The organism is Shewanella sp. 0m-6, assembly GCF_052977325.1.
The window spans coordinates 51,980-67,959 of record NZ_JBRIMD010000017.1 but is presented as its reverse complement, the minus strand read 5'-3'; the positions used below and the strand labels follow the sequence as shown (position 1 = coordinate 67,959).

Annotated in this window: 14 protein-coding genes; 9 read left to right on the top strand and 5 right to left on the bottom strand. The window is 43.1% G+C overall.

The window, feature by feature from the left end; all coding sequences use genetic code 11:
- Nucleotides 1–73: 73 nt before the first annotated feature.
- Nucleotides 74–2,113: a methionine--tRNA ligase gene (metG, locus tag ACVBJC_RS13830; RefSeq protein WP_447161347.1), complete on the bottom strand. Its 2,040-nt coding sequence runs from the start codon at nucleotides 2,111–2,113 to the stop codon at nucleotides 74–76.
- A gap of 160 nt (nucleotides 2,114–2,273) precedes the next feature.
- Here metG and apbC point away from each other — a divergent pair, with 160 nt between their 5' ends.
- From apbC to ACVBJC_RS13790, 8 genes are all read left to right on the top strand, one after another.
- The gene (gene apbC, locus ACVBJC_RS13825) at nucleotides 2,274–3,389 is read left to right on the top strand and encodes an iron-sulfur cluster carrier protein ApbC (RefSeq protein ID WP_447161346.1); all 1,116 of its coding nucleotides are present in this window, start codon (nucleotides 2,274–2,276) and stop codon (nucleotides 3,387–3,389) included.
- Between the two features lie 11 nt (nucleotides 3,390–3,400).
- Nucleotides 3,401–4,039: a uridine kinase gene (gene udk / locus ACVBJC_RS13820; protein WP_447161345.1), complete on the top strand. Its 639-nt coding sequence runs from the start codon at nucleotides 3,401–3,403 to the stop codon at nucleotides 4,037–4,039.
- Between the two features lie 73 nt (nucleotides 4,040–4,112).
- Complete coding sequence (gene pabC / locus ACVBJC_RS13815; RefSeq protein WP_447161380.1) at nucleotides 4,113–5,042, top strand: aminodeoxychorismate lyase; 930 nt, start codon at nucleotides 4,113–4,115, stop codon at nucleotides 5,040–5,042.
- A complete protein-coding gene (mltG, locus tag ACVBJC_RS13810; RefSeq protein WP_447161344.1) occupies nucleotides 5,039–6,046 on the top strand; it encodes an endolytic transglycosylase MltG in 1,008 nt (335 codons plus the stop codon). Before pabC ends, mltG begins: the two co-directional genes overlap by 4 nt.
- Nucleotides 6,043–6,681 (top strand): dTMP kinase, encoded by a 639-nt coding sequence (gene tmk / locus ACVBJC_RS13805; protein WP_447161343.1) that lies wholly within the window; start codon nucleotides 6,043–6,045, stop codon nucleotides 6,679–6,681. The genes mltG and tmk overlap by 4 nt, the downstream gene beginning before the upstream one ends.
- A 1-nt stretch (nucleotide 6,682) precedes the next feature.
- Entirely contained in the window at nucleotides 6,683–7,600 is a 918-nt protein-coding gene (gene holB, locus ACVBJC_RS13800; protein WP_447161342.1) for a DNA polymerase III subunit delta', read from the top strand.
- A gap of 6 nt (nucleotides 7,601–7,606) precedes the next feature.
- The gene (locus ACVBJC_RS13795; protein ID WP_447161341.1) at nucleotides 7,607–7,933 is read left to right on the top strand and encodes a PilZ domain-containing protein; all 327 of its coding nucleotides are present in this window, start codon (nucleotides 7,607–7,609) and stop codon (nucleotides 7,931–7,933) included.
- Nucleotides 7,934–7,978: 45 nt separating this feature from the next.
- Entirely contained in the window at nucleotides 7,979–8,767 is a 789-nt protein-coding gene (locus tag ACVBJC_RS13790; RefSeq protein WP_447161340.1) for a TatD family hydrolase, read from the top strand.
- A 287-nt stretch (nucleotides 8,768–9,054) separates the two neighbouring features.
- Here the strand turns inward: ACVBJC_RS13790 and rsmF are convergent, their stop codons facing one another.
- The gene (gene rsmF / locus ACVBJC_RS13785) at nucleotides 9,055–10,494 is read right to left on the bottom strand and encodes a 16S rRNA (cytosine(1407)-C(5))-methyltransferase RsmF (RefSeq protein WP_447161339.1); all 1,440 of its coding nucleotides are present in this window, start codon (nucleotides 10,492–10,494) and stop codon (nucleotides 9,055–9,057) included.
- Nucleotides 10,495–10,562: 68 nt separating this feature from the next.
- Between rsmF and ACVBJC_RS13780 the strand changes: the two genes are divergently transcribed.
- A complete protein-coding gene (locus ACVBJC_RS13780; RefSeq protein ID WP_447161338.1) occupies nucleotides 10,563–11,789 on the top strand; it encodes a nucleoside recognition domain-containing protein in 1,227 nt (408 codons plus the stop codon).
- A 242-nt stretch (nucleotides 11,790–12,031) separates the two neighbouring features.
- On the opposite strand, the gene ACVBJC_RS13775 is transcribed toward ACVBJC_RS13780, so the two are convergent.
- The 3 genes from ACVBJC_RS13775 to ACVBJC_RS13765 are packed head-to-tail and all read right to left on the bottom strand — an operon-like array spanning nucleotide 12,032 to nucleotide 15,900.
- The gene (locus tag ACVBJC_RS13775) at nucleotides 12,032–14,662 is read right to left on the bottom strand and encodes an MlaD family protein (protein ID WP_447161337.1); all 2,631 of its coding nucleotides are present in this window, start codon (nucleotides 14,660–14,662) and stop codon (nucleotides 12,032–12,034) included.
- Complete coding sequence (locus ACVBJC_RS13770) at nucleotides 14,640–15,281, bottom strand: paraquat-inducible protein A (RefSeq protein ID WP_447161336.1); 642 nt, start codon at nucleotides 15,279–15,281, stop codon at nucleotides 14,640–14,642. Before ACVBJC_RS13770 ends, ACVBJC_RS13775 begins: the two co-directional genes overlap by 23 nt.
- Nucleotides 15,268–15,900: a paraquat-inducible protein A gene (locus ACVBJC_RS13765; protein WP_447161335.1), complete on the bottom strand. Its 633-nt coding sequence runs from the start codon at nucleotides 15,898–15,900 to the stop codon at nucleotides 15,268–15,270. Before ACVBJC_RS13765 ends, ACVBJC_RS13770 begins: the two co-directional genes overlap by 14 nt.
- Nucleotides 15,901–15,980: the final 80 nt, after the last annotated feature.

The window sequence follows — 15,980 nt, the reverse complement described above, 5'->3', positions numbered from 1 at the left end:
AACATTTGATAATAAAAAAGCCGCTAATTAGCGGCTTTTTTTGTTTTGAATGACTCTAAACCCGATATTGGGGTTACTTCACTTTCATGCCAGGCTGCGCGCCTTCATGTGGCTCCATGATCCAAAGATCTTTGCCACCAGGCCCTGCGGCCAATACCATGCCTTCAGATACACCAAAGCGCATTTGACGTGGGGCAAGGTTAGCGACCATGACAGTAAGCTTACCTTCTAGATCTTCTGGAGCGTAAGCTGACTTGATACCGGCAAAGACTTGCTTGGTTTCACCGCCTAAATCTAGCTCTAGTCGTAAGAGCTTGTTGGCTTCTTTAACGTGTTCAGCTTTTGCAATGCGCGCAATACGCAGATCAATTTTAGCGAAATCATCAAAGCTTATCTCTTCAGCGATAGGATCTTGCTCAAGCGGAGTCTTAATCTCTTGCTTCACTTCAGGCTCTGCAGTCACTTGCAGGTTTTCTTTTGACGCTTCGATAATTGCTTCAATACTCTTCATCTCAACGCGTTGCATCAAGGCTTTGAATTTAGCAATTTCGTGATCAGCAAGATCGACATCTAAATTGTCCCAAGTCAATTCCATCTGTAAGAAGGCTTCAACATCTTGAGCAAGTTTAGGTAGCACAGGCTTAAGGTAGGTCACCAAGATCCGGAACAGGTTAAGTGCATTACTGCAAACCTGATGCGCTTCTTCTTGCTTATCTTCTTCTTTAATTAACTGCCATGGCGCTGAGTCAGCGACATAAGCGTTAGCGATATCAGCAAGTGCCATGATTTCACGCATCGCTTTGCCGTATTCACGGGTTTCATAGAAGTTCGCAATGATTTCTTGCTTAGCTAAGAAACTTGTCGTCAGGCTAGTGTCTGCAATTTTAGCGAGCTTGCCGTCAAAACGCTTACTGATAAAGCCTGCGGTACGTGACGCCAGGTTAACCAACTTGCCGACTAAATCTGAGTTTACGCGCTGGGCAAAATCTTCTAGATTCAAGTCTAAATCATCGATTCTGCTGCTAAGCTTAGCCGCGTAGTAGTAACGAAGATATTCTGGATCTAGGTTATCAAGGTAAGTACGTGCCTTAATAAAGGTACCTTTAGACTTTGACATCTTAGCGCCGTTAACTGTCACATAACCATGTGCATAAACACTGGTAGGCTTACGCAGACCTGCACCTTCAAGCATGGCTGGCCAGAAGAGACTGTGGAAGTAAACGATATCTTTACCGATGAAGTGATAAACTTCAGCTGTAGAATCTTTGCTCCAGAAATCGTCAAAGTTTAGATCATCACGCTTATCACATAGGTTTTTAAATGAACCCATGTAGCCGATTGGCGCATCTAACCAAACGTAGAAGAATTTACCGGGTGCATCTGGGATCTCAAAGCCAAAGTAAGGTGCATCGCGAGAAATATCCCACTGCTGCAGACCTTGCTCAAACCACTCTCCCAGCTTATTGGCCATCTCTTGTTGTAGAGAGCCTGAGTTGATCCACTCTTTTAACATGCCTTCAAATGCTGGCAGGTCAAAGAAGAAGTGTTCAGTGTCTTTCATGATTGGTGTCGCACCCGATACAGCAGACTTAGGATTGATCAAGTCAGTGGTGCTGTAAGTGGCGCCGCAGTTATCACAGTTGTCGCCATACTGATCTTCTGACTTACAACGTGGGCAAGTGCCTTTTACAAAACGGTCAGGCAGGAACATTGACTTTTCAGGGTCAAATAACTGTGAAATGGTTTTGGTTTTAATATAACCCGCGTCGCGTAACTTGATATAAATTTGACTCGCTAGCTCACGGTTTTCATCACTGTGAGTGCTGTGGAAGTTGTCAAATTGAATATTGAAGTCAGCAAAATCCTTTTCATGCTCTTTTTGAACTTGAGCAATCATCTCTTCTGGTGCAATACCCATCTGTTGTGCTTTAAGCATGATTGGCGTGCCATGAGCATCGTCAGCGCAGATGTAGTGACATTCGTGCCCACGTAGCTTTTGGAAACGTGACCAAATATCGGTTTGAATATACTCAAGCATGTGACCCAAATGGATTGGACCGTTAGCATACGGAAGTGCACTAGTGACGAGGATTTTACGTTGTGAATTTGCCATCTTTTCTCAAAATCGCTGGGAACCTAATTAGAATGGCATAGATACTAACCGATCCAATAGATAGTTTCATCAAAAGCTCGCACAAGTGGATTAAATCTAGACTAATGTTTGCCAGAATATCTGGTACAATTGCGCAAATCATATTTAGGGGGTCTGCATTTTGTCTTCAACTCATCCAAATTATCATCTTGATGATGATCTACTCAGCCAGGTATTAGCGATTCTAGATACGTTTCAAGACACGTATTTGAACAAGAGTTTGTTAAGCGCTGGTATGGTAACCAAGCTTGCCATTGAAGGTAAGCGACTACAGCTCGGCCTATGTTACGCGTACCCGTGCCAGACACTGTACCGTGATATCGTTATGGCTGTGACTAAAGAGTTAGCTGTATTGGATGCAATTGACGAAGTTGAATGTGAAATTGACTTCCAACCAGAAACCGTTTCAGCAATTAGTGCAGTTGAACCTTTGCCAAACATTAAGCAAGTGATTGCTGTGGCATCGGGCAAAGGCGGTGTGGGTAAATCAACTACAGCCGTTAACCTAGCGCTAGCGTTAGCTGCAGAAGGTGCCAGTGTTGGTATTTTAGATGCTGATATTTATGGCCCATCAATTCCTATGATGTTAGGTGTTGAAGATTTCAAGCCTGTATCGCCAGATGGCAAGATTATGACGTCGGCAATAGCTCACGGCATTGTCGCGCAGTCTATTGGCTTTATGCTTGATGGCGACCAAGCTGCGGTATGGCGTGGTCCTATGGCGGCGGGTGCATTAGTACAATTGCTGACTGAAACTGAGTGGCCAGAGCTGGATTACTTAGTGATTGATATGCCACCAGGAACCGGTGATATTCAATTAACACTTTCACAAAAAGTACCAGTGAGTGGTGCTGTGATTGTGACGACCCCTCAGGATATCGCCTTGGCGGACGCTAAAAAAGGCGTGAGTATGTTCCAGAAAGTGAACATTCCTGTACTGGGTATTGTTGAAAACATGAGCTTCCACCTTTGCCCTGAATGTGGTCATAAAGATCATCCATTTGGTGCTGAAGGCGGCCAAAAAATGGCAACTCGCTACAATGTGCCATTGCTTGGTCAATTGCCGCTGCAATTGAATATCCGTGAAGATATGGATAAAGGTACGCCAACAGTAGTGGCTGATGAGTCAAGTCAAGTCGCTGGTATATATCGTGAAATCGCTAGAAAGGTCGGGGCACAGCTTGCTTTATGTCAAGCACAGCCTAAAGTATCAATTAGCATGTCTGATGACGAATAAGGTCTATTTTAATGAATTCTAAAGATTGTGTTGTAATTGGTATCGCGGGCGCGTCTGCGTCAGGTAAAAGTCTTATCGCTAAAACGATTTACGAAGAACTTTGCCGTGATTTAGGTACAGATCAAATTGGTGTGATTGCAGAAGATGCGTATTATCGCGACCAAGGCCATCTGTCGATGGATCAACGTGTATTGACTAACTATGACCATCCTAAAGCATTGGATCATGAACTATTATGCACGCATTTGCGTGAGCTTAAAGCAGGTCATGCAGTTGATGTACCTGTTTATAGTTATACAGAGCATACTCGTACTGAACAGAAAGTGACACTTACCCCTAAGAAAGTCATTATTCTTGAAGGGATTTTGTTGCTAACCGATCCTGCTCTGCGTAAAGAGATGGACGCATCTGTGTTTATGGATACACCACTAGACATTTGTTTTATGCGCCGTTTATCTCGTGATGTCGCTGAGCGCGGAAGAACGATGGAATCGGTTATGCAACAGTATACTGAGACTGTGCGTCCAATGTTCCTACAGTTTATTGAGCCATCTAAGCAGTACGCTGATATTATCGTGCCTCGTGGTGGTAAAAACCGAATCGCAACTGATATTCTCAAGGCACGTATACAGCACCTGCTCGCGAAATAAGGCAATTTTAAATATAAGGGACTCTAGCGAAACATGGGTTTAACAGAACTAGAGAGTGAAGCCTGCTTTGCTAATGCCTAAGGTTTGGGTAAATGGACAGCCCGGCATAAATGTTGATCCCCTTGATAGGGGATTAGCTTATGGTGACGGTTTATTTGCGACTATGCGAGTAGACCAAGGTGAGATCCTGTTTTTTACCGCACATATGGAGCGTCTTACTCAAGGCGCTTATCGTTTAGGGTTTCACTGGGCAGTTTCGCCTGCGCTTCAACAGCAATTACACACATTAGCGCAAGCCAATCCGCACTCTTGTATCAAACTTTTACTTACTCGAGGTGTTGGCGGACGAGGTTATAGTGCGCCTGTAAATAGACCGAATTTAGCAGCAGATATAATCACTGCGGAGTTGTCGAATCAATCCGCTAATGCCTGCAGTGTTTCGACTCCGCAAAATAGCGCTCATAACACTGATCGCTCTGAGCCGCTAAACGTAACTGAAATTGTGTCTGTGAGTGATTTTCCTGCACACTATAAAAAGTGGCAACAGCAGGGGGTAGGGCTAGCTCTTTCGCCTGTGTCATTGGGTAAGCAGCCCAAACTTGCGGGGATAAAACACTGCAATCGCCTAGAGCAAGTGCTTATCAAGTCAATTGAATTACCTGAAGGAATACATGACTGGTTAGTCATTGACTTTGAAGATAATATTATTGAGTCATCGATGGCTAACATCTTCTTTGTTGTCGATGAAAAGCTCGTTACACCACGAATGAGTTATGCGGGAGTGGCGGGTATGATGCGAGAGCAAGTCATGCACCAGCTTTTACAAATGGGTCATAAAATAGAAGTAACAGATATCCAGTACAGTAGGCTTAACCAGGTAAAGCATGCGTTTATCACTAATAGCCTTTTTGGACTTGTCGATATTGTAAGGATTGACGATTTTACATTTACACCAGCAACTTGGACTCCAAGCTTAAGAGAACAACTCAGTTTGACACTATGAAAAAAATTATAATCAGCGTCTTCGCAACCGGATTTACTCTTCTTACTATCGCAGCCATGGCGGGATATTGGTGCTACCAAACACTACTTGCCTATGGTGAACAACCAATAAAAGCCACCTCTGTACAAGAGTTAACGATTAAACGGGGAACCACATTTAATCAATTTATCTCTGTTTTGGAAACTGAACAGTTAATCGACGAAGGCTGGAAACTTAAATGGCTTGTACGTTTAAAACCAGAGTTAGCACACATTCGCTCAGGCCTTTATGAAGTTACACCAAACGAAAGCCTCAATAGTCTGATGGCTAAAATCATTAGCGGTAAAGAGAAGTCTTTCGGTGTGACCCTATTAGAGGGGCAAACGGTTAAAGAGTGGTTACTCATACTGGAACAGCAAGCAAGGTTGCAGCAAGAGCAAGATGTGTTTAACCAGGTACTTGTTGCCAATGGTGATGACTCCGGTTTGCCTGAGGGGAAGTTTTTCCCAGACACTTATCATTATCGAGCTGGCTCTACTGATCAGGCCTTACTCAATAAAAGTTATTTGAAAATGAAGCTTGAGCTTGAAAAAGCCTGGCAAGGACGTCAGCAAGGCTTACCGTTAAAATCGGCTTATGAGTTACTCATCTTAGCCTCAATTATTGAGAAAGAAACAGGTAAAGCAAGCGAGCGCCCCTGGATAGCTGCAGTATTTGTCAATCGTTTACGTAAAGGCATGCGATTACAAACGGACCCAACGGTTATTTACGGCATGGGCGACAGATATGCTGGCAATATCACTCGTAAAGATCTGCGTGAAACGACCGCATTTAATACATACAGAATTAATGGGTTACCACCCACGCCAATTGCTGCACCCAGTTTAGCAGCAATACAAGCCGCCGCGCATCCCGCTGACGTTGATTATTTTTATTTCGTATCACGAAATGATGGTAGCCATATTTTTTCTAAAACACTGACAGAGCATAATCGAGCAGTGAATAAATATCAGAGAAATCGATGAATACACAAACTGAACATTCCGCCAAGTTTATCGTGATTGAAGGGCTTGAGGGGGCGGGTAAATCAAGTGCAATCGCATTGGTTAGAGATTTTATTGAAAAACATATAGGGCAAGCTCCTGTTTGTACTCGTGAACCGGGAGGAACGCCACTCGCTGAGCAGATGCGTGACTTAGTTAAAGTCGCCAATGACAGCGATCCCTTATGTGATGAAGCTGAGTGTTTGCTGTTTTACGCAGCAAGAGCACAATTGGTTGCAAACGTTATCAAACCTGCTTTAGCTAAAGGTGAGTGGGTATTAGGTGATAGACACAACTTGTCTTCACTTGCATATCAAGGTGGTGGTAGAAGATTAATGCCATTAGTCTCAGCTATCAGTGATGCCACGCTTAAAGGTTTTAAACCAGACCTGACCCTTTACCTAGATATTGACCCTAAGTTAGGGCTTGAGCGCGCAGCTCGACGGGGTGAGCTTGATCGTATTGAGCTGCAAGAAATTGAGTTCTTTGACCGTGCTCGTGCCACTTTCTTATCATTTGCAGATAGCGATGATTCAATAAAAATTGTCGATGCCAGCCAAAGTATGGCTCAGGTGCATAAGGACATTATTGCCATTCTTCAGCAGCAGAGTTGGTAATATGACACAGCTCCCTTGGCTGCAACATACAATTGAAACGTTTTCAGAGCAATTGAAAACGGCTCGTGTTGGCCATGCTTATCTGGTTGCGATGGATGTGGGTTACGGCGGTGAAGCGTTAACGCTTGAGCTTGCCAAGGCTGCGTTATGCAAACAAGTTGGCCGAACTGGAAGCTGTGGCTCCTGTAAGCCTTGCCAACTTGTTGAGGCAAATAGTCATCCTGATCTATACCGAGTTGAAGCAGATGGCGCACAGATTAAGGTAGATCAAATTCGTGAGCTGTGCCAAAAGCTAACCACAACGCCACAACAGGGCGGAAGGCGGATTGCGGTTATTTTAAACAGTGAACGTTTGAATCAGGCATCAGCGAACGCATTGCTTAAAACATTAGAAGAGCCCGGCAAAGATACCATTTTGTTTTTACAAACCAATTCACCCAGTCGCTTACTCGCAACGATTAGTAGTCGTTGCCAGAGACTTCATCTGGAAATGCCAAGCAAATCAATTGTTAAGCAATGGTTACAGCAAGAGTTATCGACTAATGAAGATTTGAGCTGGTGCTTACCTGTTGTGGGAGGGCCCTTAGCTATCCTTTCGGCAGTCGAGAGCGGCCGAGATAAGACATTGGTATCATACAGAAAAGGCTGGATACAAAGTTTGTCGTCAGGACACCTGTGTGATAGTTTAATAAATGTTAATGAAAAGCAAATTTCTGACGCGCTTAACGTTTTATACTTAGTGGTGCATCGAATATTAGTGAAAAAGCAAGAAATCGACCCTTTGCTCAGAGCTAAGCTGGCAAATTTTGCAGCAAAAGTGATGCAATTAGAAACACGCTTGTCGGTGATGCCAAACGTTAATTCGTTGGCATTGTTTGAAGGATTAACAATTGAGTATAACCAGCTAATGAGCCAATAAAAATCTATGATGAATCTTGTTGTCAAATTTGAGTCTTTACAGCAGCTTTACCGCGCTTATATGCCATTTATCAAACCGATAGGTATATTTGTTGCTAGTGCTGAACGCTTCAGTCTTGGACAAGAGATCATGGTTCGTTATCAACTCCCTAGTGGCTCACAGCATCACGACTTCAAAGGTTCGGTGATCTGGATTAATCCTTTAGGTGCATCGGGAGGGCGTCCTGCAGGAGTCGGCATAAAAATTTTATCCGAGCCTGATTTTCATAAACATCATATCGAACAGCTTCTTTCTCGTGAACTGGCCTCTGGAGATTTGACCTGCACTATGTAGCTGGTTAGACTTGCTGTCCTTTTTGTTGTTTGTTGGACTTTCACTGTGCTTATCGATTCACATTGTCATTTAGACCGTCTTAAAACCGCGCCAGATCAGGCTTCACTACAAGAGATCATTACCGCAGCAAAAGCCCGCGATATTGCTTATTTTCTTTGTGTGAATGTCAGGCAGCAAGGCTTCACCGAAATGAAGCAAAAAATGGCTGCCTTTGATGAGGTTTTTTTGTCTGCAGGTGTACACCCGTTAGATGTGCAAGAAGGTCTAAACATCGAAGAGGTTGAGCAGTTTGCCCGTGATGAGAAAGTCATTGCTATTGGCGAAACAGGGCTCGATTACTTTTATGCCAATGAGACAAAAACACTGCAACAAACTTGTTTTGAGCAGCAGATAGATCTGGCTGTTAAAGTTAATAAGCCTCTTATTATTCATACTCGCGATGCCCGTGAAGATACTATTAACTTTTTAAAGCGAGGCAATGCTGATTCTGTTGGTGGTGTCTTACACTGCTTTACTGAAAGCTGGGAAATGGCGAAACAAGCTTTAGATCTAGGCTTTTACATCTCGGTTTCAGGTATTGTTACATTCAAAAATGCTGGCGATCTACGTAATGTGATCCGCAAGGTACCAAAAGACAGATTATTGGTAGAGACGGACTCTCCTTATTTAGCACCGGTTCCTCATCGAGGTAAAGAGAATCAACCTGCATTTGTACGTGATGTCGCGGAATTTGTCGCTGAGCTTAGAGGTGAGAAATACCCTGAACTGGCACAGTATACAACGGATAATTTCTTTAATTTGTTTAAAGACGCTGCAAAACTCGCTGGACGCTAACCAATACTAGCCTGCATACTTTAATGCTGAGGTTTAGGCTAAATTACAGGCAAAAAAAGACCCAAAACTATTCCAATTGTTCTGGGTCTAGGGGAATGGCTCACTGGGAGCCGTGCGCTACTGTTGATTACCACTACCGTTGATAACCATAATGGTAAAATAAGGCTAATCAGCATTTATCTAATGACTAATGATATAGAGTGTAGACCAGCCTTACAGATTGTGGGTGGTTATTTTTTAATGCTCGCCACCCAAATGTAACTATTTATGTATAGATGAGACTAGTATTACTGATATAACGCAATCTTATCTTTAACTAAGTCTCTGGGAAGATTGTTTTTTAATTTATTGCCTAGGTGCTTTGCTACACCAAGAGGGTTACCGGCATAACTGACAATCACTTCTCCCTGAGGTTTAACTTTTTCGGCTAAACTGATATCGCGGCCCATTAAGAACTCTTTCGCTTGCTCGTCGCTGAGTTCAAACCGAGTGGGTGATGAGAGTGCCAAGACCGCTTCGTGTCGAACCTTATAGCCTTTCTTTAATGCGTCCGCGAGCTTAATCCCTATTCGCTGAAATCGCATTTTACCTATAAGTGGCATAACCGCTTTTGGGAACAACCAAAACTCTAAATCACGTACCATGATCTCTGCATTCGTAGGTAATGTAATGGCAAATGAATCTTCAAAATAAGCCGTTAACTCTTCAATTTGCTTGGTCTTTGCAGCTGTAAATGGAAAGTTCTTTTGCTTTTTAGGTTCAGGTAAGATGCGCTCTACAGCTGATACTTTGCGGATCTTTGCGACAAAAAAGCCCTCACTATCATAAATCTGCGGCCATACATGTAAAAATCCTTCTTCGGTACATGCTTTATCAGCGCCGGAAAATAGCGCAGTTAACGAGGTAAATTCAACCGCCTCGCCAAAGACACTTTTTAAATGATGGCAAACATCTTGGTTTTCTTGACGACTCAATGCACAAGTGGAATAAACTAAGCTTCCGCCAACCTTTAATGCAAGAAAAGCGGATTCAATTAACGCTTTCTGAGTGACTACAATGCCTTTATTGTCATTGTTATCCCAGTTTTTTAATGCGTCTGGATCTTTACGTATTGTGCCTTCGCCACTGCAGGGGGCATCGAGTAATACTGCGTCGAATGTTTCAAATAGATACTCACCGAAAACTCTAGCGTCAAAATGGGTGAGGGCACAGTTTGATACGCCCATTCTCGCCACGTTAGCATGCAAGACTTTTACACGGCTGGCTGAATACTCATTAGCGACTAAAAGCCCCTGGTTGTTCATCAGTGCGGCTATTTGCGTTGTTTTGGAGCCCGGCGCTGAAGCCATGTCTAAAACACAGGTTTGCTCTAATAGGCCAAGAGCATTCTCATTTTTGGCATGTGAGTCAAACAGCGCTGTAGGCGGTAGCATTGAGCTGGCTTCTTGAATGTAAAATAAGCCTTGTAAGTGCTCGACAGTATTACCTAACTGTATATCACTGCTTATCGTCACCCAGAAACCTTGGTCACACCATGGAATAGGCTCAAAGCTCCAGCCTTTTTCTGACATTAAGTCAATAAAGCTTGCGGTACTAATTTTGAGTGTATTGACCCGAATAGAGAGACGTAACGGTTTATTGCTGTAAGCAATAAAGTCTTCCATTGAAAGGTGAGAAGGGAGATCACGTTCAATATTGTCGAGAAAATTCTGATTAAAATGAGCCATATGTCGAAGATAATGCGGTAAAGTAGCGGGATTATAACAGATTTACCAAATGATAAGAGGGAACTTGAGTGCTAAATAAGATCTGGTTTGGCTTTTTTGCAACCGCATTATTCGCTATTTTGGCGCAGGTGCTAACAGGCCATACTCAAGTACTTTCAGAAAGTGTCAGTGCCATTTTTTCGAGTTCAAAATTAGCCGCTGAAATCGCATTGGGCTTAATCGGTGTATTATCACTGTGGATGGGCTTGATGCGTGTTGGCGAAAAGGCGGGGGTCGTTGGCTTATTCTCTAAAATGTTTGAACCTTTACTCGCTAAACTGATGCCAGAGGTACCTAGAGGGCACCCGGCTTTTGGTAGCGTCACCATGAATTTGACTGCCAATATGCTGGGTTTAGATAATGCTGCAACGCCGTTAGGCCTCAAGGCAATGCAAGATCTACAAACCTTAAACCCTAATAAGAGCGTTGCGACTAACGCCCAGATCCTGTTCTTAGTGTTAAATACCTCTTCTATAACTTTAGTGCCTGTCACAGTATTTTTGTATCGTGCTCAGCAGGGAGCTGTCGCACCAGCTGATATTTTTCTGCCGATTTTACTGGCAACAACGGCATCGACACTGGCAGGTCTAACGGTAGTCGCGATAGTACAAAGGTTATCTTTACTCAATACTGTGGTACTGGGTTATGCCGGTATCATTTTATCTTCCATTATCGGCTTGGTATTTTATTTAAGTACCTTATCTGTATCGGCTATTGGTGAAATCAGTACCAGCCTTGGTAACGGTATTTTATTGCTGCTTATTTTTAGTTTTGTACTGGTTGCTGGTATCCGAAAGGTTGCAGTTTATGATGAATTTATAGAAGGTGCGAAAGAGGGCTTTGCGCAGTCCATAAAGCTAATCCCATACTTACTGGCGATGTTACTCGCTATTGCGTTACTCAGAGCTTCCGGTGCGCTCGATTATTTGCTACAGCTTATAGCAGGCTTAGTCGCTTTTGCTGGAGGGGATGTACGCTTTGTTGATGCCATGCCTACAGCTATCATGAAACCTTTTAGTGGCTCAGGGGCTAGGGCTATGATGCTTGAAACCATGCAGCACTATGGAGTGGATTCATTTGCTGGTCGCTTAGCTGCAATATTGCAAGGCAGCACCGAGACGACATTTTATGTATTGGCCGTTTATTTTGGTGCTGTTGGGATCCGTAATGGCAGGCACGCGTTAGCTTGTGGCTTATTTGCAGATTTAGCGGGGATCATCGCGGCGATACTGGTCTGCTACCATTTTTATGGTTGATGATACCAATCAAAATAAGTAGTTGTTCTACTCAGAGTGTTTTTGGGCAAACTAATTCAAGGCGAATAGATGACATAATTGCTCGGCGATCACATGGCATTTTCCCATTAGCAAACATGCTGACAGACATAAAAAAACGAGGCCTTATAGCCTCGTTTTTCTATTCAGTTGGTAGATAATCGTTATTAACTATCATTTCCAAGTTATCAACTGTTAGTTAATATTTCTTAGCAGCTGAATCGTTAGTCTGCTTTAGGTGTTTGTACTGGTGACCAAGTCATCCATTTTGCATCAAAATCAGACTGAAGCGTAAATGTTTGGTCGTTGTTGATGGTGTTTGCTACCGTGGTGGTTTCTTGTGTTGCGACCCCGATGCCACCGGCTAAAATTGTTTCCAACGAACCTGTCTCGATTTGCGCGCCTGAGAATAGGCCAAGATCAACTTTTACGCCTGAGAGATCCCAAAACACACTGGTTTGGTTTACAAGATGTTGATACTTATTTTTAATATGAACGTGCATTACAACGCCAGTGCCTTGATCTGAAAGAGCATAACTATCGACTTGGCCAATGTTTATCCCTCTAAAGAAAATGGCTGTTCCTGACTTAACCGAGCCTAAGGTGCTATTACTTAAATTAAAGGTTAACGCACCATCGATATTATGAAATGGCGTATCAACTTGTCCAACAAAGGTTGTCGCCTTGATGTTGCTTTGTCCCGGGAAGACTTCAATATAGGCACCGGTTATCAGGGTTTCAGGCGCTTTAATCCCAGCTAAAGAAATATCCGCATCGACAACAGAATACGAGGCATCTTTTTGATTAAAATTAGTGGCATATTCACCATATAAATAAGCAGTAACATTTAACTGCTTTAAATTGGCGGCTAAGGTTACCGACTCAATTTCACCGACTTTATGGCCTAAATACCGAATGGCTGCTTTGCGGGTTAATTTTACGGTCGCAGGGAAGGTGAGCTGAATGGGTACCGCCTGGCTGAATGCAAGGAACTTACTTTCATAAAGCGCGGTGCCGTTTGCGACGGTATTACCTTCAAGCAAGCCAAGGCTTATTCCGCCTTTTAAAGCTCCCATTAATGGCGCGACTTCAACCTCAACGCCACTTAAACTGGCATTGATTGATACAGCACTGTTACGCCAAAAGATAGTTTGATCAGTGAGTAAACTTTTAAAGTCACGTTCGATAGCGATATCAATTGCAAAGTCATTATTTGTGGCTTGCCACTCTACGCCAGACACCTGGCCTATTTGCATTTTCTTGTAATAGATAGGAGAGCCAGCAGTGAGATCTGCGCCATCTTGATTGTAGAGTCTTCTTTTTATAAGCTTTTGATTATTGAAAAAAGACGTAGCCTGTTTGCTGTTGCCAAAAACATACAGCGAGTCGCCGCTCTTTGCCAAGGCTTTGTTTGTGCCTCTAACTAAGCTTAACGCGCCACTAGTCAAAGTCGTCAGATCACGGGTACTGACTTTAACACCATCGAGACTCGCATCTATGGTTAATGCAGACTCTGCAATAAAGTGGCTATTTGCGCTGATAAGCGTCGCAAAGTCAGCGTCTATTTCAGCTTGATATTCTACTTGAGTAAAAGTTTTATTGAGCTGACTGGATAGTACGTGACCAATCTTGATCTGCTTATAGCGAATTTCTGCACCGGCGCTAATACCTGGGTTGCTTTTTGCGTGCAGCGTGAGGAGCAGTTTACCAGTATTTGTGGGCTCAGGTTGCTGTGTTAACAATGAATATTGTTGTTTTGCAGCTCCTGTACCTGGAATGAAGTTAATTACACTACCTGTGATTAAACGTTCAGGGTGCTTTATACCGGATAGAGATATATCGGCGCCTTCCAACCAGAAATCAGCACTTTCAGTGAGTAACTCTTTATAGGCGTTATCAATTCTTGCAGATAACACAACGCCATCATCACTTAATGCTTTATGAGTTACCTGGCCTATCTGGATCCCACGATAAACAATGGCGGTATTTTGAGATACGGCGTCGGTACCACTTGCGAGTAGGTTAAATTGCAATCCGCCTAAGGCGTCATCTTGGCTGTCATATAACGTGAATTCATGCTTATTTTCCACGGGTTCAGATAAGGTATTGGAGCTAAAGCTAATGCCACCTGCAAGTATCGAGGCTAAACTTTCGCTACTGACTTTTACACCAGATAAGGAGGCATCGATGCTGATCCCCGAGACATTCCAAAATTGAGAGTCGGTTTTAACTAGCTCAGCATATTGCTGTTGAATAAATGCTGTTACTAGAATTTGTTCCGCACTTTCAAGATGATAACCAACTACTTGTCCTACTGGGATCTGTCTGTAAAAGATAGGAGAACCCACATCAAGAGAACCTAATTTGTCAGAAGTGATATGGACAATTAGTCCTTCTACGCCGGGTGTGATGACGGGGGCAGTTGTTTCTGCTTCAAAATAGGATCTTGAGTCGCCGCCACCGGGTAACATACTAATGTAATTACCAGAAAAAAGGGTATCTAGACCTTCGATGCCGGTGATTGTTGCTTTAGGTTTAACCAACCAAAACTTGGTCCCCTGGTTGATAAATGGTGCGGCACGATAATCCATGAGAACTGAGACGTTTACGCCTTGAAGATCATCATCAATACTCATATCAACGACTTTACCCACTGTAAGCCCTTGGTACTTGACTAAGGTTTTACCTATGTCCATTCCTGTGGCACTAGGGAAATGAATCGTAATTTCAATTCCCGACTCGCGTATGCTCTTCACCCCAAGCCACGCGCCTAATGCAAGTGCAATAATGGGTAATAACCAAATCGGTGAGAATAACTTTTTCTTTACGACTTTAGGCGTTTGTACTTGAGTCATCTTTTGCTTCCAATCTATCCCAGAGTAATCGGGTATCTATAACTTTTGCAGCGAGCTGCGTGAGTAAAATAACTAAGGCGAATGCAGTTGCTGCTGGAGCCGGCTTAGCGTCGAGTAACTGTCCCATATTAACGACAGCTACAGTAAGTGAAATAACAAATAAGTCGAGCATCGACCATCGACCAATCCATTCAATAATATGAAAGCCAGTCATTAACTTCTTTTTCGAAATAGGGAGTTTGAAACTGATTGCAGATAAATAAATCGTTAAGCCTACAATTTTTAAGATCGGTACCAAAATACTCGCAGTAAACAAAATGATTGCGATGGGGATCATGTCCGTTTTAACGAGGTGAGCGATCCCAGAAAAAATGGTGTCTTGGGTCACTCGTCCCTGATTCGTCAGCGTTGTAATGGGGTAAATATTGGCAGGGATCAGCAAAATAGCTGCGGTGATTAGCAGCGCCCAACTTTTTTGGACACTGTCATAATCTCTAACCTTAAGTGGAGCATCGCAACGACTACATGTTGCAGACTTACTGCAGGTCACCTTGTGACATGTTGGACACGAGGTTAAGCCGATATCTTTCCCAAGCGTTGCTGAGTCATTTGTGTTCATCAAGAAAGCTCCACATATGTTCTAAATCGTACTCGCGCATTAAAAATAACGTCATTACAAATAACATGGTGAAACAGAATGTACCAAAACCAAAAGAGACACTGGCAAAATCTGCTAGGTTGAACGCCGCGACGAGGAAGCTGATGACATAGATTTCAAGCATGGTGAGCTGGGTGAGCATTCCTTGAATTTTTAGTAATTGTTTGAGTGTCGTCCTCAGTATGACAGAACTGAGCCCGAACTTAATAATGAGTGTTTGAGACAAAATGGATAATAACAATAGCCCCGGAGCGACAACGGCAGAAACCAACACCGCAATACCCACTAACCAATAACCTTGCTGGTAAACAGATAACGCCCCCTCTATGACTGTAGTTGTCCTAATACTTCCAAGAAACTCAAGCTCTAAGACCGGGTATAAATTTGCAGGTGCGAAAAAGAAAACCGCCGTTAAACACAGGGCTAACATACCGTTGATAGAACAGTATGGCGTATCGTAAAGAGGGGTGTGGCACCTTGGACAGATAGCACGTACGCCAGTTGGCAGTGCTCGCTTCCTAATGACTAAGTCGCAGGACTGACACAAAGTAATACTATTATCTACTGCTTCCATAGCCATCTTTTTTTAATATCCAAGTTTGCGATATAAACGGTTAATCGAGTACGCAAGGTGAGTATTTTCACGTATGCGATTGAAAA

What these genes read in the sequence shown, in the direction of transcription:
- mltG (WP_447161344.1), top strand. Translation starts at nt 5,039, where the DNA reads ATGAAAAAAATTATAATCAGCGTCTTCGCAACCGGATTTACTCTTCTT.
- ACVBJC_RS13765 (WP_447161335.1), bottom strand. Translation starts at nt 15,900, where the DNA reads ATGGCTATGGAAGCAGTAGATAATAGTATTACTTTGTGTCAGTCCTGC.
- holB (WP_447161342.1), top strand. Translation starts at nt 6,683, where the DNA reads ATGACACAGCTCCCTTGGCTGCAACATACAATTGAAACGTTTTCAGAG.
- tmk (WP_447161343.1), top strand. Translation starts at nt 6,043, where the DNA reads ATGAATACACAAACTGAACATTCCGCCAAGTTTATCGTGATTGAAGGG.
- udk (WP_447161345.1), top strand. Translation starts at nt 3,401, where the DNA reads ATGAATTCTAAAGATTGTGTTGTAATTGGTATCGCGGGCGCGTCTGCG.
- ACVBJC_RS13795 (WP_447161341.1), top strand. Translation starts at nt 7,607, where the DNA reads ATGATGAATCTTGTTGTCAAATTTGAGTCTTTACAGCAGCTTTACCGC.
- ACVBJC_RS13775 (WP_447161337.1), bottom strand. Translation starts at nt 14,662, where the DNA reads ATGACTCAAGTACAAACGCCTAAAGTCGTAAAGAAAAAGTTATTCTCA.
- metG (WP_447161347.1), bottom strand. Translation starts at nt 2,113, where the DNA reads ATGGCAAATTCACAACGTAAAATCCTCGTCACTAGTGCACTTCCGTAT.
- rsmF (WP_447161339.1), bottom strand. Translation starts at nt 10,494, where the DNA reads ATGGCTCATTTTAATCAGAATTTTCTCGACAATATTGAACGTGATCTC.
- ACVBJC_RS13770 (WP_447161336.1), bottom strand. Translation starts at nt 15,281, where the DNA reads ATGAACACAAATGACTCAGCAACGCTTGGGAAAGATATCGGCTTAACC.
- pabC (WP_447161380.1), top strand. Translation starts at nt 4,113, where the DNA reads ATGCCTAAGGTTTGGGTAAATGGACAGCCCGGCATAAATGTTGATCCC.